Annotated in this window: 10 protein-coding genes and 2 pseudogenes; 4 read left to right on the forward strand and 8 right to left on the reverse strand. The window is 65.9% G+C overall.

Annotated elements, in window-relative coordinates:
• Nucleotides 1-12 precede the first annotated feature (12 nt).
• The 3 genes and pseudogenes from H5393_RS09085 to H5393_RS09095 all read right to left on the reverse strand — a co-directional run.
• Nucleotides 13-4,065: a DNA methyltransferase gene (locus H5393_RS09085; protein WP_182766360.1), complete on the reverse strand. Its 4,053-nt coding sequence runs from the start codon at nucleotides 4,063-4,065 to the stop codon at nucleotides 13-15.
• On the reverse strand, nucleotides 4,065-7,247 hold the full coding sequence (gene drmD, locus H5393_RS09090) for a DISARM system SNF2-like helicase DrmD (RefSeq protein ID WP_370585960.1): 3,183 nt from the start codon (nucleotides 7,245-7,247) through the stop codon (nucleotides 4,065-4,067). Before drmD ends, H5393_RS09085 begins: the two co-directional genes overlap by 1 nt.
• A 221-nt stretch (nucleotides 7,248-7,468) precedes the next feature.
• Nucleotides 7,469-8,362 (reverse strand): annotated as a pseudogene (locus tag H5393_RS09095) (DEAD/DEAH box helicase); the annotation flags it as partial.
• Between the two features lie 221 nt (nucleotides 8,363-8,583).
• Here H5393_RS09095 and H5393_RS09100 point away from each other — a divergent pair.
• The gene (locus H5393_RS09100; protein ID WP_182762832.1) at nucleotides 8,584-9,486 is read left to right on the forward strand and encodes a dienelactone hydrolase family protein; all 903 of its coding nucleotides are present in this window, start codon (nucleotides 8,584-8,586) and stop codon (nucleotides 9,484-9,486) included.
• A 35-nt stretch (nucleotides 9,487-9,521) separates the two neighbouring features.
• On the opposite strand, the gene H5393_RS09105 is transcribed toward H5393_RS09100, so the two are convergent.
• Nucleotides 9,522-10,484: a DUF4349 domain-containing protein gene (locus tag H5393_RS09105; RefSeq protein WP_182762834.1), complete on the reverse strand. Its 963-nt coding sequence runs from the start codon at nucleotides 10,482-10,484 to the stop codon at nucleotides 9,522-9,524.
• 180 nt (nucleotides 10,485-10,664) lie between these two features.
• Here H5393_RS09105 and H5393_RS09110 point away from each other — a divergent pair, with 180 nt between their 5' ends.
• Nucleotides 10,665-11,081, forward strand: coding sequence for a DUF302 domain-containing protein (locus tag H5393_RS09110; protein WP_182766363.1), 417 nt, complete (start codon nucleotides 10,665-10,667; stop codon nucleotides 11,079-11,081).
• A gap of 6 nt (nucleotides 11,082-11,087) precedes the next feature.
• Here the strand turns inward: H5393_RS09110 and H5393_RS09115 are convergent, their stop codons facing one another.
• On the reverse strand, nucleotides 11,088-11,396 hold the full coding sequence (locus H5393_RS09115; RefSeq protein ID WP_220488276.1) for a DUF2892 domain-containing protein: 309 nt from the start codon (nucleotides 11,394-11,396) through the stop codon (nucleotides 11,088-11,090).
• Nucleotides 11,397-11,715: 319 nt separating this feature from the next.
• On the opposite strand from H5393_RS09115, the gene H5393_RS09120 reads away from it, so the two are divergent.
• Nucleotides 11,716-13,182, forward strand: coding sequence for an HNH endonuclease signature motif containing protein (locus H5393_RS09120; protein ID WP_182766364.1), 1,467 nt, complete (start codon nucleotides 11,716-11,718; stop codon nucleotides 13,180-13,182).
• A gap of 40 nt (nucleotides 13,183-13,222) precedes the next feature.
• On the opposite strand, the gene H5393_RS09125 is transcribed toward H5393_RS09120, so the two are convergent.
• The 3 genes from H5393_RS09125 to H5393_RS09135 all read right to left on the reverse strand — a co-directional run bounded on the left by H5393_RS09125 (nucleotide 13,223) and on the right by H5393_RS09135 (nucleotide 21,485).
• The gene (locus H5393_RS09125; RefSeq protein WP_182766365.1) at nucleotides 13,223-14,416 is read right to left on the reverse strand and encodes a cytochrome P450; all 1,194 of its coding nucleotides are present in this window, start codon (nucleotides 14,414-14,416) and stop codon (nucleotides 13,223-13,225) included.
• Between the two features lie 181 nt (nucleotides 14,417-14,597).
• Nucleotides 14,598-20,183: a peroxidase family protein gene (locus tag H5393_RS09130; RefSeq protein ID WP_182766366.1), complete on the reverse strand. Its 5,586-nt coding sequence runs from the start codon at nucleotides 20,181-20,183 to the stop codon at nucleotides 14,598-14,600.
• Nucleotides 20,184-20,777: 594 nt separating this feature from the next.
• Entirely contained in the window at nucleotides 20,778-21,485 is a 708-nt protein-coding gene (locus tag H5393_RS09135) for a hypothetical protein (protein WP_182766367.1), read from the reverse strand.
• 327 nt (nucleotides 21,486-21,812) lie between these two features.
• On the opposite strand from H5393_RS09135, the pseudogene H5393_RS09140 reads away from it, so the two are divergent.
• Nucleotides 21,813-22,494 (forward strand): annotated as a pseudogene (locus tag H5393_RS09140) (IS3 family transposase); the annotation flags it as partial.

The raw sequence follows: 22,494 nt of genomic DNA on the forward strand, positions 1-22,494 counted from the left end.
CTTGGCTCAAACTCAGTCGAAGAGGGCTGGTTCGGCGGGCATCTGGCTGCCGGATTCTCGAACAGTAGAGCTCGATCCGTTCGCAGCGCGGTTGTGGTTTGCAAGTAGGAGACGGTCGAGCATCTCTACGCGAGCAACCGGTGAGGGCGACCAACGAACCATTTGCCGAAACTCGTGAAAGCCATGAGCGAGGTCGACATCGTCCCATCCGTACGCCGCCATTGCTGCCGTGTCTACCTCGACATGAATGTCGCGCAGGAGGTCCACATCTTTGTCGCCCTGGACAGCGCTGTCGTTGACGAGGTTGTAGAGCTTCGTCAACCCAATATTTCGTCGGCTCGTTATGGCTTGGCGTTCCTCGTCCAGAGCACGGCCAGCTGCGTCAAGGCGAGAAGTCGCCTCTGGACGCGGAAAGGTCTCGAAGACATCGGATGGGGTGTACCTGACCCGCGTCTCAAGCGTGGACCCGTAGGTGATCGCCCAGAGCTGGTGCAGGCTCGATGACAAGATTGCTTGGTCGCCATAGCCATCAGTCGCGAAGACCCCCAGCGCGTGGCTGAAGACCTGGCTTGCATCGACACGCAGCGGCATCACAGTCTTGCTGACAAGAGCGATGACCAACACTTCAGACAATTCGGCAATCGCGGCGCGCATGACCGGCCGAGCGTTCCAGAACTTCCACCACTCGTAGACCATCCGCGGGTACTTGGTCGCGTCCTTGGTGATCCTCTCCGGCCGGACAGCGGCTTGCACTCGTGCCCAAGGGAGCGAATAGGACGCAGCCTCAGCTTCCGGCATCTCGCGGAAGTCGATTACCCAGCGGGACGCAGAGGCGTCAGGACGAGAGTTTAGATCCTCTCCGTTGAGGTACGGAAGGAGCACATCAAAATTGCGTGCATCGGCGGCAACCCACTCTTGCGCTTCTGCTTCCTCGACGACAAATCCCATGCCCAGAACGATGCAGCCTTGAAAGGCGAGGCCGGAGTTCTCGCTCAACCGAATGGGATTACCTTCGGCGCGACCCGAGGGTTCGAGCAGGGTGCTGATGAGGCGCACCTCAATGTCGTCTGCGACTCGGGGGACAGTGGCCGCTACCTCGCTGAGGGTGCCCCACACTGCGGCGTACTCCAAATTGGCGCTCGCGGCCGGCCACGAACGGGACTGGATGGCTCGCGTGATGGTGAAGCCGGACTCAACCATGGCGTCGAGGCCAACCGCTCGGGTGTCGCCCTGAGCGACCGTGTTCGTGGCGATGAGCCCCAGTGTCCCGTTCGCCTGCAAGAGCGAGGTGGCACGCAAGAAGAAGTAGGCGACGAGGTCGGCACTTCCGCGACGACCTTCAGCGATCACATTGATGAGCCAGTCGCGGACGCTGGTACCCATCGCGCCGGTGAGCTTCTGGCCACCGAGGAATGGCGGATTGCCGATGACGGCGTCGAAGCCTCCATTGTCGATGATCACGTCTGGAGCCTCGATAACCCAGTGAAGGGGCTGCCATCGCTCGTAGTCTGTTTCGACTGTTGGTGTTAGGCCCGCGTCAATGATGGCCTGCAGGAATGTGTCGTCCGGCTCACCCTTGACCGGGTGAGCGGCAACGACAGCAACTCGAAGATTCTCGTAGGCCTCCTTCAGCCCTTTACCGGGCTTCCCGCCGACGGCAAGTCCCGCCGCCACCACCCCGTCTGCGATGGCGCGCAGGCCAGCCGTCAAACGGTGCAGCTCGTCGAGTTGGCGCCGCTTCGCCGCGCTGGTTCGGACCGGGTCATTCTCGTCGATCTCGGCCAGAAGGCGGCGTCTGAGTTCGATGGCTCGCTGAACGATTCCGTCGACATCGACGTCATAGGCCTCGTAGTGCTCCATCTCGGTCTTGACTGTGGGATCGATGTGAAGGCGTCGGAGTTGGTCAAGATCCGTGACACCCAGCAGGGAGTTCCCGAGGAATACCTTGTCATCGACGAAGGAGAAGGGGAGATCGCGGTCGAGTGAGACCAGCCAGAGGGAGAGCTTGCACATCTCAACGGCCATGTCGTTAATGTCAGCGCCGTAAAGACAGTTGGCAACGACCTGGCGGATGGCGCGGGTGTAGAGGTCCTTGCGGGCTGCGTTGCGAGCGTCCTCGGCGCTCCATGCCTCGACAACACGCTCTGCGAGGTAGCGCGCAGCTGCGACGAGGAAAGCACCAGAACCGCATGCGATGTCGGCAACCTTCAGACCCAGCAGTTCGTCCGAGGACTTGAGCCTCCACTCCGTCTCTAGGGCGGTCTGGTGAGGACCCGGTGAATAGCAGAGCGGTTGGAGCGCATGGAGGACGACCTCCTCGGCCAGCGACTTAGGCGTGTAGTGGGCGCCGGCGTTCTTGCGGGAGGGGGTCTCCTTGACGATGAGGCCACCTGGGAGGACGACGACCGGACGCTTACGCAGGTCGAGGCGGATCAGCCCGAGCCACGGTTTCGCACGGTCGCGGAGTTCGAGATCGTCGCCGACTGCCTGCGTCAGCGCACTGACCACTCCTGGTTGGGCGTCGGCGTTGAGCGCCTTGGCGATGGCCGGGACCGATGCCGGCTTGGCCGAAGGCTGGGTCTCCTTGGCGAACGCAATGATGGCCGCGGCCAGCGCTTTCGGGTCGTCGTGTTCCTCTGCGAGAGACTCGAGCGTGGCGAGAGGGATCTCGGGCTCCTCACCGAGCTTTCCCTTGAGGCCTACGGTCACGTCGGAAGCGACGCTTGCGGTGTAACCAAGCAGGCCCTCGTAGATGTACCCGATCTGCTCAACGTCGATGTCTCGGAACGAGATCCGCCGGGCCTCACCCTTGATGTCGGCCACTTGGACGGATCGGAGGACATGGAGCATGACGCGGTCGGAGACGGACGTGGAAAGCGTGCCCTGATCATTCGTGGCGGTGAGGAACGGGAATCGGCTCGGATCGAATAGTGAGCCTCCGTAGGCGGGCATGCGGAGGCTCTCAAAACTGGCTCCCCGGTACAACGCGATGCTGGTCGCCAGAAGGCGGTGCCAGGTCAGAGACGTCGCATCGAGTGCCTCCTCGCTCTCCTCGGTCTCGCGAGCGATGAGACGGTCGAGCTCGCGTGCGACGCCGTACCCCTGCTCGAACAGCTCACCAGAGGGCAGGAGACCCCGTTCCTCCGCGAAGAGCAGGAAGACCACGCGCATCATCACGGTCACGGCCGCCTCGTAGGCGTCGTGGGTGCGCTCCGGCAGGGAATCCGGAAGACCTCGACGGCGCGCGTCCGCAGCCGACTCGGAGAATGATTGGATGAGTAACTCGACGGCCCTGCGGACCTGGCTTCCCAGTGCCTCAGTGATCTCCTCTGCGGCAGCCACCGACTGCTCAAACAGAACCGGAAGACGCTCAGCAGGGTCTCCGCCGATGAGGTGCGGACGGCCGATGAGAGCCAGGAATGCGTCGCGCGTGCGAGGCTCTTCAATCCACGTCAACGCGTCGACGATGCCGGAGGCTGCCATCGCCCCCTCGCGCGCGGTGACCAGACCCCACCATCGGCCGTCGGTCACGATCCCGATCGGGATTTTGTTCTCCCGCAACATGACCTCGACACGGTCGATGGGGTTAGCGGCCCAAAGGTCGCCGGGCGTTTGGCGCAGAGAGTCGACGGGGTCGATCACGTGGACGACCGCTCCCAGGCCGTCAGGACCCCTGAGGGCCGCCTGTGCCCGGACGGTGACGCTGTGGTTAGGCGATTGCGCCGTGACGCCTTGCACCTCGCCCCACGCCAGGGACTCGGCCCAGCCTGCGACGTCGCGGAGAATGATCTTCACCCATTGGTCTCGGGCGCCTCGGTAGGCTTCGAGAGCACTCTGGGAGTCCGGGTTCAGATCAAGCTTCTCCCACGCCGGTTCGAATTCCTTGCGGGCGTCGACGAGCGCAGTCTTTCGCTCCTCGGCGAGGCTGGGCATCCCTTGTGGCCACACGCGTTTGAGCGGTGGGATGGCAAGGAACGGACCGTCGGTGTCGACCAGCTCCAACCAGGCGCGATGCTGCTCCGTGGCGTTCAGCGTATTGCGTCCACGCGTGATCGGGCGTGCCATCACTCTGTCCACCCGTCGGCGTCGGCGCGGGTCAGGGCGAACACGACCGCAGCTGCCGTGGTGTGCGGCTTGACGTCGGCGTAACGGTCGGTGATGGCCATGACCTCTCGGGCCTCCTCGTCGTCGAGCTCATCCAGACGGCGACTCATTGCCTCCATGTCTCTCCTCCATTGGCGCTGCTGATCAGCATCGGTGAATAGCTGGCCCTGCGCCTCGGCCTCCTCGGCCTTCAGTCTCGAGAGTGAGTCGCCCAAGTTCGTACGGAACGCTGCGAAGATCTCCCTCGCCCGTTGGATGTCGGCCGACTGTCTCCTGACGAGCTGCTCTATCACCAGTTCGTGCCGCCTCCCGGCTCGTGCCCTCATTGACTCCTCCAGGCGTAGACGCAGGGGCGCATCAGGCACGTTCCACATGTCGCAAAGCTGCGCTCGGACGCTCTCGTCGGCGACGGTGAGACGTTCGCGATCGAGGGCCTTCTCGAGGGCGGCTTCCGCCTTCTCCTCCGCCATCGCCCGTCGTCCTTTCAACCGGACACCAGCGAGGAAGACATCCTCATGGAGGCGGACTCCCCCTCTGCCAACCAGGACCATGCGGGTCACTGCGGCGACGAACGACTCGTCCAAGTCGTCGACGACAACGGCGGTCACCCGGTTCAGCGGCGAGTCGACGCTCCACAGAGAGCGTCGAAGGAGGCGCTGTGCCTTCTGCACGATGGGATGCCCCAAATGCACGTAGACCAGGTCGGCGCGTCCGTCGGCCGCCTCGGCGTCGAAGGTGACTGGGCGGAGAACACCAGGGTTGAGCCTCGTGTCCAGTCCTCGCAGCGCGTCGTGCCACCCGGGGGTGAGCGACGGCACTGTGAAGACCTCGGCATCGGTGTCCTGAGCGTGGTCATGGTTGGGGATCAGCGCCGACTGATGGTTGATGCGCAATGCAGTATCGACGACGCGACGGAGGTTGGCCGGGTCCAGGTGCATCTCTCTGCGGGACTCGTCGTAACCCTGCTCCAGCTGCGTCAGGCGAGCGTTGAGCTCCATTCCTCCTGCCAACGCGGAGTTGATGACCTCATTGGTGTCGACACCCTTTGTCTTGGTCTTGACCGACTTCCGGTTACCGAAGTGGCTCTGGATCTCTTCGCCCACGACCTGGTTGGCGGACCCGAGGTCGTACTCCACCTGCGCGATCTTGCGCGCGACGCGCTCCATGAAGCTGAGGTCGGACGCATAGGTGGATGAGTTGATGACGGGCATGAAGTGGAACACCTGGGGCTGCTCTGCCTGGCCGTATCGATCGATCCTGCCGATGCGCTGTTCCAGCCGGGACGGGTTGAAGGGGATGTCAAAGTTCACGAGGCGATGGCAGTAGGTCTGCAGGTCGATGCCCTCCCCCGCGGCATCTGTCGCGAGCAAAACCCGGACCGGCTCCCTGGCCGGATCGGCAGTGAACTGGGACCGGATGTACTCGCGGTCTTCTGTCTGAGTCGAGCCCTGGATCACCGCGAGGCGATCGTCGGTGTATCCGCGCTGGTGCAGCACGCGGAAGAGCCAGTCGACGGTGTGGGCGTACTCGGTGAAGACCACTACGCGCTCGTTGGACCAGGACTTGCCGTCGGGTCGGCAGACAGCATCGAGGAAGGTGATGAGACGGTCGAGGCGAGAGTCGGCACGGCTTTCGTAGCTCAGGCCCCATTCCATCAGGGCCTCGAGCTGGCCGGGCTCGGCAGCAACGAGCGGGTCGGACCCCTTGGACTCTCGCAGTTTCTCGGCTTCGTCCTGCTCCCACAGGCCTTCTTCCTCGTCCGCCTGGCCCTCGCCGAAGATGTCGTCGTACTCGTCGTCCGTGAGTCCGCGCCCGGCCTTAGTCGCGATGTAGTGGTTGAGGGTCTTCCCGAAGGCGAACGGGCTGGAAAGGAAGCGCTTCTTGAGCAGCATGGTGACGATGTCGCCGCCGGGTTTGGTGCCGTTCTGTTTGGCGCTCTTGGTGACGATCTCATCGAGCAGGGAGAACATCTGCTGTTCGTCGTCGGACGGGATGACGTCGAGGGTGTTGACCGCGCGCTTCTTGAACCCCTTGTCGCTCAGGTCCGTCTTGAGGCGGCGGACCGTGACGTCCTTGAGGGCGGCTGGGTCCAGGTTGGCGCCGCGGGCGAAGCGGCGGGGATCGATCATCTCCATCAGCGCGGTGAAGGATTCGGGGTGACCGTTGTGCGGGGTGGCGCTCAGGAACAGGCGGTGCTCGCACTTCTCTGCGAGTTGACGCACTGCCACGGTGCGCTGAGTGTCTACGGCGTAGCCTCGCCCACCGGCCAGAGCCGATGGGCTCGCCGGCGCAACGTGGTGGGCCTCGTCGACCACGAGGATGTCGAACGCATACCGCTTCCCGGTCTTGGGGTTGGTGGCCTGGGCGTACACGTCGCGGAGGAGCCGCTGAGCGCGCACCTGCGGCAGCCAAGCCATGCTCACGATGACGCGGGTGAAGAGTTGGAAGGGGTTGGCGTGAAGACCGTGGGTCCGTCTGACCTGGGCCATGAGCTCGGAGTTGACGATTGTGAACTCCAGGCCGAACTTCTCCCGCATCTCGTCCTGCCACTTCAGCGCGAGGCTGGGCGGACAGACGATGACAGCGGTCCGGGCGCGGTGGCGCAGGAACAACTCCTGAATCACCAGGCCCGCCTCGATCGTCTTGCCGAGGCCGACGTCGTCTGCAAGGAGGAGGTTCGTCCGCGGGGCCGCGAGGGCACGGCGTAGCGGTTCGAGCTGATAGGCCTCGACATTGGCGCCAGACCAGAAAGGCGCCTGGTACCGGTTGGGGTCGGCGCTGGTGACTGCTCCCCAACGCATGGCGTCGATGAACCCTGCAAGGGTGGCGGGGTCGTCGAAAGTTGCCGGGTGCATCGTCTCGGGGAGTCCCTGTGCGGGGGTAACGGTATGTCCAACCTCCAGCTCCCACACGACCGACAGCTGCTCTCCGAGCCGGTCCTCGTCCAGCGACTGCAGCTCGACGACGTGCGAGAGCTGCGCGACCGCTTCATCAGCTGGGCTGCGCGGGAGGCCTTGGACCTGGATGTTGGTCACCGCCCAAGAGGAGCCCCGAACCTCGACGACCTGTCCTGGCTCTGGGAGCGTCGGCAGCGCCGATCCTCCCGCCTGCTGGACGCCATCGACCACTCTGATCCCAATCACCGGCAGGTCTCCTTCAGTAACGTCTGCGCGGGCGGACATGCCCGCCGCGGGTGAACGGCCACCGCCTGGCAACAGTTGTTGCGATGACCTCGACGAGGAAAGGCCGTCAACTTCGCAGCCGGGTGGTAGTCGAGGCGCTCGGCCCAGTCGGCGCCCACCTCTTCGGCCACCTCGGCGCTGTGACGGTGTTGTCGGATGGTGAGTTGCTCGACGCGCTTGGCGTCGAGGTCGCCGTCGGCCTTGACGGCGGTGGGGTCGAGGAGGCGGACCAGCTCGGCGAACGACTCGCGCGACCCGTTGTGCGGGGTGGCGGAGGCGAGGATGAGGGCGTCGGCCTGCGGCGCGAGGATGCTGGCGAGCCGGTTGTTGAGGGTGGCGGTGTTGGTGACGTTGTGCGACTCGTCGATGACGACGGCGTCCCAGGGGTGGCGGCGCAGGTCGTGGACGAAGCGCTCCTGCTTCAGCGTGTCGATGGAGATGATGACGCGGCGGAAGTAGGAGAACGGGTTGCGGTTGGCGGGCAGCTTCTGCTTGACGCGGGCCACGCCCTGGGAGTCGAGGCGCACGAACGGGATGGCGAAGCGGCTCCACATCTCGTGCTGCATCTGCTCCAGGACGTGTCGCGGGGTGACGACGAGGATCCGCTCACCGCGGCCGCGGCGGATGAGTTCGGAGAGGATCATGCCGATCTCGAGGGTCTTGCCCAGGCCGACGGCGTCGGCGAGGAGGATGCGGGGCCGCAGTGTCGCGGGGTCGAGGGCCTTCGCGACGGCCTTGTGCTGGTAGCCCAGCTGGCGGGCGAGCATGCGGGGCGAGACGGTGAGCGAGTCGTCGCTGAGGGGGACGGCGGTCTTGCGGAGGGTGGACTCCACCCAGAGGCGGGAGCGCCGGTACTTCGGGGAATCGTCCGGGCGGACGGTGGTGTCGCGGGGGTCGTTGAGCTTGATCCGGTCCAGCGAGGGGTAGAAGACGGCGTCCTGGCCGCGGACCAGGTCGGAGAGGCCCTGGGCGTTGAGGACGGGTCCGTCGGACGACTCGTCGACTGACGTCACCAGCCAGTCCTCGTCGCGCACCACCACGACGTTGCCGGGTGCGAAGGTGTCAGTCCTACTCATGGTGAGGTGCAGCCTATCGAGGATGCCTCAGGTACGGGCGGTGGCCCAGCATCTTCTGCCTCGGTGTGGAGCTGCGATTCGGGTCGCCGTGGGATTCTGGGATGAGGAGATCGGGCGATGGGCTCGGGGCGGCCACGGGCCGGATGCCCCCACTACGTTCGTCAACCTGTTCCGTGAGGAGCAGAAGACACGCGCCCTGCTGGCCTGAGGAGGAGTGGGTCATGGATCGTTCAGGCGTGAGACGCCTGCTGGGTGTCGGCCCCGCCCCGACTCGCATCGTCGACGCCGAAGTCTCGCGACCCCAAACGTGGGAGGGAATCTCGCGCTCACGGGTGTCGCTGCGCGCCCCCGACGGGCACACGATCCCGTGCCTCCTCCTGGAACCGGAGCATCTCTCGACACCCCTGCCCGTCGTGGCCGTTCACCAGCACAACGGCGAGTTCCACCTCGGCAAGAGCGAACCGGCCGGGATCGCGGGCAACCCGGACATGGCCTATGGCCTCGCCCTCGCGACGGCCGGGGTCACCACGCTGATCCCTGACCTCCACGGGTTCGAGGAGCGACGCGACCACTCTGGCGACGGCGCCCGTGACGAACAGTTCCACGCATGGAACCTCATCGCCCACGGCAGCACCCTGCAAGGCGCACATGTCACCGACGTCAGCGTGGCCATCGACTGGATCCTCCACCACACCGGCGCCGGTTCATGCGGCGTGATCGGGCACTCGCTGGGTGCCCAGGTCAGCTTCTTCTCGATGGCCTGCGATGAGCGCATCGTCGCCGGCGTGCTCAACTGCGGCGTCGGGACGGTGGCATCCTTCGAAGCCGCCGGCATTCTCCACAACCCGGCCTGGTATCCGTCCGGCATCACGACACTCGGCGACTCCCCCGCCGTCGCACGTGCCTTCCATCAGCAACGAGTCCTCCTCGTCGCCGGGCGCCACGACCCCCTGTTCCCCGTCTCGGGCGTCGACCAGGTCGTCGCCGCCTTCGCACCAGGAGTGGCCGACCACGAGATCTTCGACGGCGGACATGAGCTACCGTCCACGCTGCTGACCCGCGAAGTCGACTGGCTCCTGCGCGAACTCACCTCGCCGAGCAGGCCCGATGGTCGCACTCCCTGAGGATCGGACGGTTCGCCCGGCGGCACTGCGCGTGGTCACGGGGCCGACTGCTCAGCCTCCGGTTGTGTCGCGAGCACGGGGGCGGAGGGCGCGTGGCGGCGCGCGGCCCGCCGTCGGAGGTAGGCGCGCAGGGGGAAGAACAGCACCAAGGCCACCAGCCACACGGGGGCGGTGGCGATCAGCAGCGTCAGCAGCCCGGTCAACAGGCCTGCGGCGCCGCGGATGCCGTCGGTGATGGCCTCGCCGAAGCCCCACGACTCGCCGCCGGGACTCACCACGGCGCGGGGTTCGACCAGTTCGATCGTCACCGTCGCCATCGCGGCCTGCCGCTCCAGGTAGGTCACCTGCGCGTCGAGCGATTCGATCTCGCCCCGCACCCGGGACAGCTCGGTCTCGATGGCCAGCATGTCCTTGACGTCCTTGGCCGCGTCGAAGAACTCACGCAGGCGCACTTCCTGGGCTCGCAGGTTGTCCAGCCGGGCGGAGAGATCGACGTGCTCCTGGGTGACGTCGCTGGTGGCCTCGGACTGGAACTTCACGACGCCGAGCGCAGCCACCTCGGCGAGGAAATCCTCGTAGGTCTCGGCGGGCACGCGCGTGGTCACCCAGCCGCGCAACGCCGACCCGTCTCCCGCGGGTGCGCCGTCCTCGCCGTAGCGGTAGAGCCATTCGTCGGTGTCGGTGGCCACCTGCATGTCGGTGACGGTGCCCTCGTGGCTGCGGGCCAGGTCGCGGATCTTCGTCACCGCGTCCGGCGTGCTCTCCACCTCCAGGCGGAGCACCTTCGACCGGATGATCAGGCGGTCCCCGCCGCCGGAATCCTCATCACCGTCCTTCTGGGGCATGCCCACGGAGCCACCGCCCGCGTCCGGAGCGGGGCCACCCGCAGGTGAATCCACAGTGGCGCCGTCTCCCCCGGCACAGGCCGCCAGCAGCAACGTCATCAGCAGCGCGACGACAGCTCCCACGACGCTCCGCAGCCCAGCTTTCCCCCACATGGCGCCTCCTCCATCGGCTCGGTGAGGTTGAGGCTACGCCCGTGCTGCGCGGACGCGCGCGGACCGAGCACGGCCGAGTCCAGATCGTTACGGGAGCCCGTGCAGCACTTCCGTCGCCAATTCTCCGCACACCCCACGCCACGGCACTGAACGGAGCATGATCGATGCCAGGAGGTTGACATGAACTACGGACTTCGCATCGACCTGGAGCGCCCCTTCGACGAGGTGGTCGCGCTCACCAAGGATTCACTCGCCCAGAGCGGCTTCGGCATCCTCACGGAAATCAACCTGAAGCAGACGCTCAAGAACAAGCTGGACGTCGACGTCGACGACCAGATCATCCTCGGCGCCTGCAACCCCGGGTTCGCCTACAAGGGCCTGCAGATCGAGCCGTCGCTCGGCGTGCTGTTGCCGTGCAACGTGGTGGTGCGGCACACGGCCGGCGTCACCGTCGTCGAGGCCATCGACCCGGAGACGATGGTCGCCATCACCGACAACCCGGAGATGGAACCGCTGGCCGACGAAGTGCGCGAGGCCCTGCGGGCAGCGTTGGACCGCGTGTACGTCAGCGCGACGGGGAACCGCGAAGGCGTCTGAGGGTGCTCAGGAGGGCTGCGGTTCCTCGGCAGCCTCCAACGCGGCCGCGGCGGCGCTGGCGGCGTCCATTCCCTGGAAATTGAGGTGGGCGAAGTCGCCCCGCAATGCCTTCAAAGCCGTGCGTTCCACCTCGATCTCCTTGCGGGTGCGCACGTTCAGCCGCCGGATCACCTCGATGGGCGGGCACCACCCCTGGATGGCGTGCTGCAGCAGGAACGAGGGCACCGCGGCGGTCAACCACAGCCACTTGCGGGAGTGCAGCCGTGACAGCCCGAGGCTCAGCAGCATCAGGGTGGACGCGTTCGCTTCGAGCACGCGCTCCACGTCCCACGCCCTGTCGAGGTCCTTGATGTGCTGGGTGATGACATCGACGGGGGCGTCGGCCAGGGCGGTCAGGGCTGGAGCCGTTCCTCATCGAGGCGTTGCTGCACCTTGTCGGCGGTGGACGAACGGACACGGTCGGCATTGGACATGTCTTCCTCCCTAATGTGAGCCTCCAGTCAAGCACTTCCGGCAGCGGCAGAATGCACCCCAGAGGGCAACTCGGCTGCGTCCGGGCACCCTTTGGGGTGGTTTTCGAAGACGGGCGCCGGCTTGAGCAGTTTTGTCAGTGCGTTCTTATTTAATGGTACCTATGAACGAGACGCGCGAAGTGTTGCTGCAGGGCATGGCTGCCCTGTGGCAGGACATCGGCTCGCTAGGCCTGGACCCGGCAGCCGACGTCCAGCGTCGCGCCCAGCTCGCGGCACTGTTGGACGAGGTTCAGGCGCAGGCCGCAGGTGCAAGGTTGCGACTGCTGCACGACGCCCGTTTGGCCGCCGACGACGCCTTAGTGGAGCGGGTCCGTCAATCGGTGCGCACCACCACCTCCCAGGCCACCGCATCGCTGAAGCTGGCGCTGGATCTCGGGGAGCGGTTTCCGCTCATCGGTGCGGCGTTGAACAACGGGGAGATCTCCCTGGCCCAGGCCGAAGCCATCGTCTCCGGGCTGCGGAAACTGCCCAATGCTGTGACCCGTGCCGAGTTGGAGCTGTGTCAGCAGTCGGTCCTCAATGAGGTTCACGCACTGGGCCCGGACGAGTTGCGGGAATTGGCCAGCCACGTGTTCCGGGTGATCGACCCCGACGGCGCCGACGCCGAAGACAAGAAGAGGCTCGACGCCCAAGACCGCGCCGCCCACCGCAGCCGGTTCCTGATCATCACCCCAGATCACCACGGGTCGTCGAGGTTCAGCGGCCTGCTGCCCACCGCCCAGGCAGAACTCCTCGCCGCCCAACTCGACGCGGTGATGCCGCCAGCCTCGTCGTACCGCGACTCGGATGAGCCGTCGGATCCGGCTGTGCGGCGCGCGGATGCGTTGATGATCCTGGTGCAGACCGCTGCCGCCACCGGGAAGCTCCCCGCCCACGGCGGAGACCGGCCCCAGGTCCACATCACCGTCAACTACGACACCCTGCTCACCGGGCTGGGACGCGTCGACGTCCTCGGCGGCCACGGCCAGGGCGGTCTATCCGCCGCCGACGCCAGACATTTGGCCTGCGACGCGGACCTGATCCCCGTCGTCCTCGGCACCAACTCACAACCCCTGGACGTGGGCCGCAAACACCGCCTGTTCCCCGCCGGGATCCGCACAGCCCTCGCACTGCGCGACGGAGGCTGCGCGTTCCCCGGCTGCACCGCCACACCACGAACCTGCGAAGCACACCACATCGTCCCCTGGTGGGCAGGCGGAGAATCCTCACTCGCCAACGGCGTTCTCCTCTGCCCGCACCACCACCGGCTCGTCGAACTAGACCCTCAACAGTCAGCCGAGTCGCAGTGGCAGGTCCACCTCGACCCGGACACCGGAAGGGCGTGGTTCACCCCACCCCGGCATGTCGATCCGGCGCGAAGGCGGAGGCAACACCGCAGGCACCTCCTGCGCGAACACCTCGTCTCCTCGGCCAAGGCACCACCCTGCCCAGATGAACCCGGCATCGCTGAACCGGTCGCCGTCGAAGCCGTTCAGAGCGAACACCGGCCCGAAGACCGACGCACCGACTTCAGCCAACTCGACGAACTCATCGCCCGCACCGCCGCCATCTGGGCCCCGGGCGCTTAGCTCCCTGCCTCACCTCTGCGGCTTCTTCCGGTGACGGGCCTCAGCCGACGGCGATCCTGACGTTGCGTAGCGCGTAGCCGGAGATGACCTCGTCCCAGCCGAGGGCCGGCTCGCCCACCAACGAGACGGGGTGCGCGAAAAGCCTCGTCAGCAGAATGTCGGACTCCTGGATCGCCAACGCGTTGCCAGGGCATTTGTGGGGCCCGTCGCCGAAGCTCATCACTTCGGGGCCGATGCCGCGGGGCAGTTCCCGGCCGGGGCAGAGGTCCAACGGCGAGTCACCGACGGTGGCCGGGTCTGCATTTGCCTGGCGGATGTGCAGGTCGAGGAGTTGCCCCGCCCGCACCGTGTGGGTGGCGCCCGCGTCCGTGAACGTGAACTCCTTCTCCGCCCTCCGGTACAGGTGGCCGATGATCGGCTCCAGCCGCAGGATCTCGTGGAGGATCGCGTGGCGCTCGTCGTCGGGGGCCACGACGTAGCGCGAGCGCAGTGCGTCGTCGCGCAACAGGTGAAGGGCCGCCATCGAGATGAACTCGCGGGTGGTGGCCATGCCCGCCGCGCCGTAGGTGACGCACTCGATGAGGATGGCCGGGGCGCCGTACCCCTCGTCGATGAGGTGGCTGATGACGTCTTCCTGCGGCTGTCGCCTGCGGGCCCGGATGGCGGGGCGCACGTCCCAGAAGTAGAACCAGGCCATGGGCGCCGCCCCGCGCAGCGCCCGAAGCGTGGCCCGGACCGGTCCCTCGGCTCGGTCTGAGGCCGGGTCGTAGACGGGCTGGTCCAGCAACCGCTCCAGACGACGCGCCAGCCCACGTCGACGTGAATCGGTGAGCCCGATCACCTTCGCCGCGACCTCCGTCGAATAGCGCAGCGACACGTCGTCGAGCCGTGCCCCGCCCTTGGCTGCCATCTCGGCCACCAGGGCGTCTGCACGCGATTCCATCAGCCCGCGATAGCGGGTGGCCACCGTCTTGGGCGCGAAGAAGCGCGCGATCTTGCTGCGCTGCTGCCGGTGCGGCTGCCCGTCAACGAACAGGATGGGTTGATCGGCCATGGTTCCGTCCGGGATGGATTCGGAGTTGAAGCCGGCCTGCGTGGTGGCGTCGCGCTCCCTGAGGATCTGGCGGACGGCCTCCGTGGAGCGGATCCGCCAGACGCCGTCGAAGCTCTCCACGCTGGGGGATGTGCACTCCCCGGGTTCGACGGAGATCCGTCTGCAAGCGCCGTCGCTCATGCTTGTCAGCGTACCCACCTCGGCTCAGCCGCGCCGATCACAGACCGAGGTGGTTACTCAGTCGCGGCATGTGCCGCTGCGGGCGGCGCATCGCGCCGGGCAAGCTCGACCGCAGGCGAACGCAGTCGTCCCGGGTGCATCATGCGACGCACCCGGGACGACCCCTCAACTGTCGGTCCGTTTATTCGGGGGAACCGGACAGGGGCACACTCGTGTGTGCATAGACAGTCGAGGTCTCTCCACCGCCATCCTGATATGTCACAGCGACCCGGATCCACCGACCGGCATCAGTCGAGTTGAGCGCGAAGCTGGAGTTTTCAGCATCCAACCTCACAGTCACGTCGAAGTCGACCCACTGAGGAGGGTTGGCTTCGTCCGACGGATCGGTGGCGGACCACGACCACTGGTACTGCAGGATCTGGTCCTCCGCCAACCCATCCGGATCGCTCGGGACACCAGCCAGCAGGGTCTGCGGCAGGACGAGCGGATCAGGATGCGCCAGCGGCGCCAGCGTGCCCGGGCTGCTCAGGTCCGCGACCGGATTGGCCGAGACCGCCGACGTCGCCGTCCTGAACAGGCCATCGGCGTCGGTGTAAGACGCCGTCACCATCAGGAATTGGCCGACTTCGGCCTGGGTGGGCACGAAGACGTTGGACGTCGAAGTCAGCGGGTTGACGATGGCTTCCCATTCACCGATGGCGTCCGGGGTGTCGCCTTCGCCCGCCCACCAGGTGTAGCGGAGGTTGGTCACGTTGCTGGTGTCGAACGGCTCGGTGCCGCCGACCTCCCAGAGCAGCGCGGTGACCGGCTGGCCCTCGACGGGGCTGTCGGTGTCCATGGTGACCTCTGCCGTCGGCAGGCAGGACTCCCACGTGACGCCGTCCTCGGCGAGTTCGGCACATCCGTCGGCGAACTGGAGGCGCTCGAAGCCACGGAGCACATCCGTGCCATCGCTCTCTTCACCCTCGTCGACCTGGGTGTGCGTGACCGTCCAGTAGCCCGAACCCAGCGGCCCGATCGGGGAGATCGTGTATGCCGCGAAGGCGTTTTCGTAGACGGCCGTGTCGACGGCGGTGCTGTCGTCGTAGACGATGTCGCGGATGATGTCGATGTCGCCGGGGTTGATCTCGCCCGAACGCACCAACGCCTGCATCTGCAACGCGGTGTCGAAGTACCGGTCCGGTCCGCCGTTGGCACCCGGCGCCTTCAGCCGAACCCGCAGCATCGCGTCGCCGTCGAGGTAGTCGTTGCCACCCCGGCCGGTGATCTCGTCGCTGCCGGGGCCGCCGATGACCACCTTGTGGACGCCATCCATGTCGATCTCAGGGGCATCGCGCCACATCGGCAAGGTGAAGTCACCCAGCGCCAACGGCTGACCATCGTGCATGATCGTGGGCCGGAGCATTTCCTCCAAACCGTCGACCAGGTCGAGGGCTTCCTGCGTCATCTTCGACAACTCGATCTCGCTCGGGGCGAGGTCGTCGGCTTCCGTCAGCGGTCCCTTGAGAGTGTCGTCGCCGGCACCACCCGAGAGCGCCTCCAGGAAGTCGAAGCGGGACGGCAGCGGGTTGTTCGGCTCGAAGAACCTGTTGAAGGCCCAGTCCGACGTCACTCCGGTGGTCTGGCCGTAGTAGGTCAACCAGTCGAAGCCGTTGCCGCCATGATGGCGGTCGGTGCCGACACCGGCGCCGATGAGGACGTCGTGGCCGCCCTCACCCTCGATGTCGTCGTTGCCGAGTCTGCCTGCCACGACGTCGTTGCCGCCCAGAGTGTCGTTCTGGAACTGGTCGGCGTTGTCGCCCTGGAGGAGGTCGGCGTGTGGGCCCCCCTCGACCCAGTCATCATGCTCGCCACCGATGACGCCCGTGAAGCGGCCGCCGGAGCTGGTGACGATGTCGTCGCCCATACCGGCGAAGAACACGTTGCCTTCGCCTGGGCCGTTGATCATGAAGTCGTCACCCAGACCGCCGAGCACCAGATCGATCCCCGGCCCGGAGTGCAGGTAGTCGTTACCCTGCATGCCCTTGATGTTGTCGTTACCGAACGAGTCGGTGATGATGTCATCGCCGGGACCGCCGACGAGCGCGTCGTCGCCCGCGCCACCCTCGATGCGGTCGTCTCCCGCGTAACCCCAGATGGAGTCGTCGCCCTCGTCACCGCGCAGCAGGTCGTTCGCCGGCGTACCGTGCAGCTCGACGTGCTCATCACCGCTCCAACGCCAGGTACCGTCCGTATCCCTCAGGAGCCCCGCGGGGAGTCCGGCGGGATTCGTCGGGTCCAGCTCGGTGACGTCGATGATCGGATCCTGCAGCGCGAAGATGTCGGCCGGCAGATGCGACGCATCCGTGTTGCGCTGGATCAGGTCGGAGAACGTGTTGCCCTCAAGGGCAGCGAACAGTTGCTCGCCTTCGTTGCGGAACAGGTAGTAGAAGCGATCGCCGAACTGGAGCGCCTCGAGCTGCAGCTCGAAGACGTGGTTGAAGGTGGAGCCCAGCATGCCGCCGAACGGGTCGAGCCGTTCCGCGAGGCCGCCGACCCACATGTCAACGTTCTCGAGACCCGTGACGGTTTCGCCGTCGACGGACTCGTAGAGGCCGGTGCTGTTCATGAAGTCCAGGCGGTCTGCCGGAGCTTCGATTTGGACAGGGGCGTATTCAGCCAGCTGAGCCTCAGTCTCGGCGGTGACCGCGCCGGGGCTGCCGAGGATGTGGATCTGGCTGGGGTTGAGCCGCTCGATCTCCGCACGGATCACCGGGGTGAGGCCGGAGGCAGGCACCAGCAGGAGCGGAGCGCCGTTGAGGCCCGCCACCGGAGATGCGGTCAGGGCGTCCGGGAAGCGATCACCGATCGCCACGTAGATGCGATCCGCACCTGCGCCGTAACGTTCCTGGCTGATCAACACGGACGTCTCGTAGCGGTCGTTGCCACCGAGGCGGACGACATCACCCGAGGTGTAGCCCGCGAGCTGCGATGCGACGCCGTCGGAGACCGTACCGTTGGAGCCTAGGACGTAGATCTTGGAGGGGTTGAGCCTCTCGAGTGCCCGCTGCGTCTCAACCGGGATGCTCGTCTCGTTGGTCAGCAGCAGGGCGTCACCGGTGGCCGCAGCAACGGCAGAGCCGCTGAGCGCGTCCGGGAACTTCCAACCGTTGGCGATGTAGACCGGACCACCGGGAGTGACTTGCTGAGCGAGCAGTTCAGCGGTGTGGAAGCGGTTGCTACCAGCGATGCGCTGCACCGCAGGGTCGGTCGGGAACACTTCGTCCAGGGCTGCCATCGTGGCTGCGCCTACGCGGTCGGTGCCGCCGAGGACGACGATGCGCTGCGGCTGGAGCTCAATGAGAGACAGCAGCGTCGGGATCGGGATAACCCCGTCGACCGTGCCCGCGAGCAGGATCGGGCTGTTGTTGGCACCGGCGATGGTGCCGCCTGCCAGCGCATCCGGGAAGTTGTAGCCAGCCGTGATGTAGACGACGGGAACAGGCCCGGTGAAGTGGTTCAGGGCGATCGCCTGCGCCGTCTGGAAGCGGTTCTCGCCACCGTGCCGGACGATGAACTCCGCACCGGCCGGCGCGCCGTTGACCAGTAGGGCTGCCGCTGCACGGCGACCCTCGACGGTGGTCTGGCTGGTGATGGTCTCGTGGGTGCCGTAGGCCGCCACGAAGTTGACCAGCGACGCCTTGCTGCCGCCGCGGCCGAAGTTGTTGCCGTTCTTGATGCCGAGGCCGAAGTCTTCCCAGCTGGAGTACGGCTCGAGGGCCGCCTCGCCGGTGTCCTCGAAGAACACCTGCCGAGCCCGCTGCAGCGGCGGCACGCCGGTGTCGCGCCCCCGCAACAGGTTGATGGTGGGAAGGTCGAGGGGCAGACCCAGCAGGTTGTTGCGCAGGGTGTCGACGACGTGCTCGTCGATCTGGCTGCCCGCAATCTCCGTCATGCCGTTGATCAGCGAACCTGCGGCCTCCTCAGGGGTCAACGTGCCGTTGTGGTCGAACAGCCCCGGATTGAGGAAGCCGTCGAGCAGCGGCACATCAGCCAGCGTCTGGTCGCCGCCCTTGACGGGCTTACGCCCGATCTCCTCGGTCATCATCGAGTGACCGAAGCGATACACGACGTGAGCGAACTCGGCGCTGATCGAGGGACTGCGGCGGGCGTCGTAGCTGTTCTCGTTGAAGACCACACCGTCGATGGTGGGAGCTATCTTGCGTCCGAACTCCTCGAAGACGAGGTGCTGGTACTGCATTTCGTTTGCGAACTTGGCCGCCTGGAACAGCCGCTCCTCGTAGCTCCAGTCATCAGCCTGGGGCTGCGGGAGATTCTCTTCGGGCTTGTGGGACACGTAGGCGTGCTCTTCGCCGCGGAAGGCCTTCGCGAACTCCGCAATCCCGCCGCGCTGTTCTGCGTCCTGAGCGAGGAGTTCGGGGCGTTCGCCGTTGAGGACCTGCTCGATGTGGCGCATCAAGCGGTTGTGCTCGGCGTGGAAGACGGTGTGGACCGCCGTCAGGCCGATGTTCTCGTTGACGCGGCCATCGCCTGCCATGAAGTGCTCGCCCAGGGCTGCGTTGTCGTAGCCGGTGAGCACCGGCTCGCCGTTCCCATCGAGGACGGGGTCACCGTTCTCGTCGAAGCGCGGCTGCAGATTGCCTTCGGCGTCAATGACAGGAGTGGCGCCGTGCGCGATGTCGTCGAGGAAGGCCTGGCCGGTGTTGACGTAGTTGGCCGGGATGGCGAGGCCGCCACCTGCCGTAGTTCCCTGCACCAGACCGGATTCGGTCACCAATTGCGGGAAGCCGTTGCTACCCGGGATGAAGTTGCCGTACGGGTCGACGTGCACCTGCGGGATGCCTAGCACGTGTGCGTCGGTGAGGCGGATGCCGAGGATGTTGGCTGCCTGCGCCTGCAGGTCGCGCCACTTCGCCATGCCTCCGTTGACGCCTTCCAGAAGCCGTCCAGTGGCCATCGGCCTGCCGTCGACCAGCTGGTACTCACGCAGGAAGACCTGGTGGGACGGGTTGGAGGAGTATGTCTGGTTCTGGTCGATGAACGGCGTGGTCAGGTTGATGTGCTCGGTGCCGTTCTCGTGACGCGTCGCGCGTGTCAGGACCAGGAAGTTCACCCGCGGGTCGCACTCGTCACCGAGCTTGTTGACTCCGCTGGGAAGACAGTAAAGGTCGTCGTCCTCCGCCAGTGGCACGACAAGGGTGCCGTTGCCGCCCTTGGAGACCAGATCGAGGCCGTGGTCGAAGAACTGGCCGAAGAAGCTGAGGAACGAGTTGAACGGGGCCGAAAGACCCTCGTCCGGGGCTGTGTTGGGCGTGATGACACGGTCGGTGCCCGGGATAACCTCCGCGGTGCCGTTCTCCACCTGGTTGACGATCGCCGGATTGCCGGTGGTCTGGTCCACGATCAGGTTGGAGATCATGCGCGGTTCGGCATCGTAGACGAAGCCGTCCGTCTGCTCATAACAGGTCACGCCCGTTTCACAGGCGTCGGTAACGCCCGCGCTGTTGGGCGGCCATCCCTCGCCGGTGGGTTGGGCGTCGGCCTGACGCCACTCTGCGGGCAGCAGACGCGGGAACACCTCCTGTGAGGAGCCCCAGCGGTCTTGCGACACCGTCAGGTTGTTATAGGAACCATCGACGGTGCGCACTCCGCGCGGGCGTGCGATGTCCGATACACAGTTCTGTGCCACGTCATCCTGCCCGGGGCACAGGAGTTCGTAGCTCGACGGGTTGAGCAGGTCTGCGGCATGAGCCTCCGAGATCTGCACCTGGCGCAGAATGAATTCGAGATCATTCTGGTTCAAGACAAAGGACGGATCCGCGTCTGTGGCAGCGACCGCCTCAGGACTGCGCTCCGTCCACATAAACGCCGTCGAAAGCGCAAATCCACATGCGACGATCGCAGCCGCCCAGCGGCGTGAAGTTCTTTTCCTACCAACTGTAGGAATGCTGAATCTGGACATGTTCTACCCCCCAATCGCGGGCTCTGACCCGTCGCTCACAGGAGGCCCGCCGATGGGCCTTCCGCGCTGGGCCCCCCAATGTAGACCCGATTGACCATTTATACCTGCGTCCGTCCCGCCACGCTAGGGTTCAGCGCAACAAAGTTACATAGACTTCTGCGGCTCACGCTGCAAGCTCACTGCAACTGTGTGATCTCAGCACGTCGGAATAGCCATCTCAGGTCATCGGAGCATGCCCCCGGCAGGACACTGGAATGGCTCTGAAACTCTGCGTGAATGACGGCTGCTAAGCGCGGATTGACTGACTGAAGTGGTCCTAGCGGGGATTTCCCAATCGGATGTCGAAGCCGCAGTGGAGGCCTCCCTGGGGCTACCTCGGGTTGAGGGCTGGTGCGGACGCTAGCCGAGCCGGGGCAGCCTCCGGCGCATACCGCGCACGGCTCGGCGCGCCCAGCTGGCAGTGCGAGTTGGAACCTCCGCCGCGAGCTCAGGCGCGGGTACTGGTGCAGGTGCGGGGCCGGAGGCATGTGCCTCTGCCGCCTCTTCTGGCAGCGTTTCGATAAGGACATAGGCGGTCCGATCCACCCACACAGGATTCTCTGCGCCGCGCTTCCGCATGAACGACGTCGCGCTGTACTGCCCAGGTGTCGCGGGCACGGAGAAGCGCATCGTGGGCGCCTCCTCGTACCACCGAGACTCCACTCGTACGCAATCTCGGAAGAGGTAGAACGCGAACTCCACGTGGTGCTCGATCCCGGGGGGCATCGGGCGTGCTTCGACGACGAGGCCAGCCGGATCCAGTCGCAGTTCAGGCGCCTGTTCCGGAATGGGGAACCCGCGGGCGGCCGACGATGACACCAGGTTGATCGTCGACCTTAGAAGCTCGGGAGCGGTCCTCCCCGTCGCAAGCTCCACCGATGCGCCGGCCATGGTCGGAGGGTGGAACACATCAAGCGCCGAAGCGACCTTTGTGAGGATCCGCCTCCGTTTTGGGCCACTGTCCGCAGCCACAGCCAGCCGCTTGTCGTGCTGCGCTCGAATTTCGGTGCGTAATTCCGGCGGGACCCGTTCCGCGATCTCGTCGAAGCCGAACTTGATGTAGCTCATAGCCGAGTTCTCGGCATCGAAACCGGTGAGTCTTCCGCGGGCGCCAGGTCCCTACCTACGGGAACCCGGCGTCCCGGACTGGACGTCGTATTGGCATCGATGTCCGCGGCCCAAGCCTCACCTCCGAAATCGATCTCGACCTGGGGCGGAACACCGAGGCGCTGGTTCCACTCGTCACTCTCGAACGGGTAGCGCAACAGATCCGGTGCCAACCTAAACAGGTCCCGCACCAAGGCTCCGACCGCCTTCTGTTCAAAGGGGATCAGACGGCTTTGAATCGCACTGAGTTTGTTGGAGACTCCTGGTCTTGGAAACGAGGATGGAGTCATGCCGAAGGAACAGGTGCCGGGGAAGCCGACGACGCGTCGGTACTCGGAGGAGGAGAAGGCCGCCGCGGTGCGGATGGTTCGGACCCTGCGGTCGGAGTTGGGAACGGCCCAGGGGACGGTGCAGCGTGTCGCGTCGCAGCTCGGCTATGGGGTCGAGTCGGTGCGGAGCTGGGTGAAGCAGGCCGATGTCGATGACGGCGTCTCCCCAGGGGTGAGAACCGCTGAGGCGGCGCGAGTGAGGGAGTTGGAGCAGGAGGTCCGTGAGCTTCGCCGGGCCAATGAGATCTTGAAGCGGGCCGCGTCTTTCTTCGGGGCGGAGCTCGACCGCCAACACCGGAGATAGTCGCGTTCGTCGACCGGAACAAAGACGACGTCGTGGAGGGTCGAAGGCTCGGGGTCGAGCTCATCTGCACTGTGTTGCAGGTGGCTCCGAGCACCTACTACGCCGCCAAGTCCCGCGCCCCCTCGGCTCGGGCTGTCCGCGATGACGAGCTGATCCCCAGGCTGGTGGAGCTCTGGGAGGTGAACTACCGCGTCTACGGGGTCCGGAAGCTGTGGAAGACCGCGGTGCGGGCAGGCATCGGGATCGGGCGGGATCAGACCGCGCGGCTGATGCGGGCTGCGGGGATCGAGGGTGCCCGACGCTCGAAGCGGGTGACCACGACTCGGCGGGATCCCGT

The sequence above is a fragment of the Tessaracoccus sp. MC1756 genome (genome assembly GCF_014164735.1).
GTDB lineage: Bacteria > Actinomycetota > Actinomycetes > Propionibacteriales > Propionibacteriaceae > Arachnia.

What these genes read in the sequence shown, in the direction of transcription:
- H5393_RS09085 (WP_182766360.1), bottom strand. Translation starts at nt 4,065, where the DNA reads ATGGCACGCCCGATCACGCGTGGACGCAATACGCTGAACGCCACGGAG.
- H5393_RS09100 (WP_182762832.1), top strand. Translation starts at nt 8,584, where the DNA reads ATGGATCGTTCAGGCGTGAGACGCCTGCTGGGTGTCGGCCCCGCCCCG.
- H5393_RS09105 (WP_182762834.1), bottom strand. Translation starts at nt 10,484, where the DNA reads ATGTGGGGGAAAGCTGGGCTGCGGAGCGTCGTGGGAGCTGTCGTCGCG.
- H5393_RS09110 (WP_182766363.1), top strand. Translation starts at nt 10,665, where the DNA reads ATGAACTACGGACTTCGCATCGACCTGGAGCGCCCCTTCGACGAGGTG.
- H5393_RS09120 (WP_182766364.1), top strand. Translation starts at nt 11,716, where the DNA reads ATGAACGAGACGCGCGAAGTGTTGCTGCAGGGCATGGCTGCCCTGTGG.
- H5393_RS09125 (WP_182766365.1), bottom strand. Translation starts at nt 14,416, where the DNA reads ATGAGCGACGGCGCTTGCAGACGGATCTCCGTCGAACCCGGGGAGTGC.
- H5393_RS09135 (WP_182766367.1), bottom strand. Translation starts at nt 21,485, where the DNA reads ATGAGCTACATCAAGTTCGGCTTCGACGAGATCGCGGAACGGGTCCCG.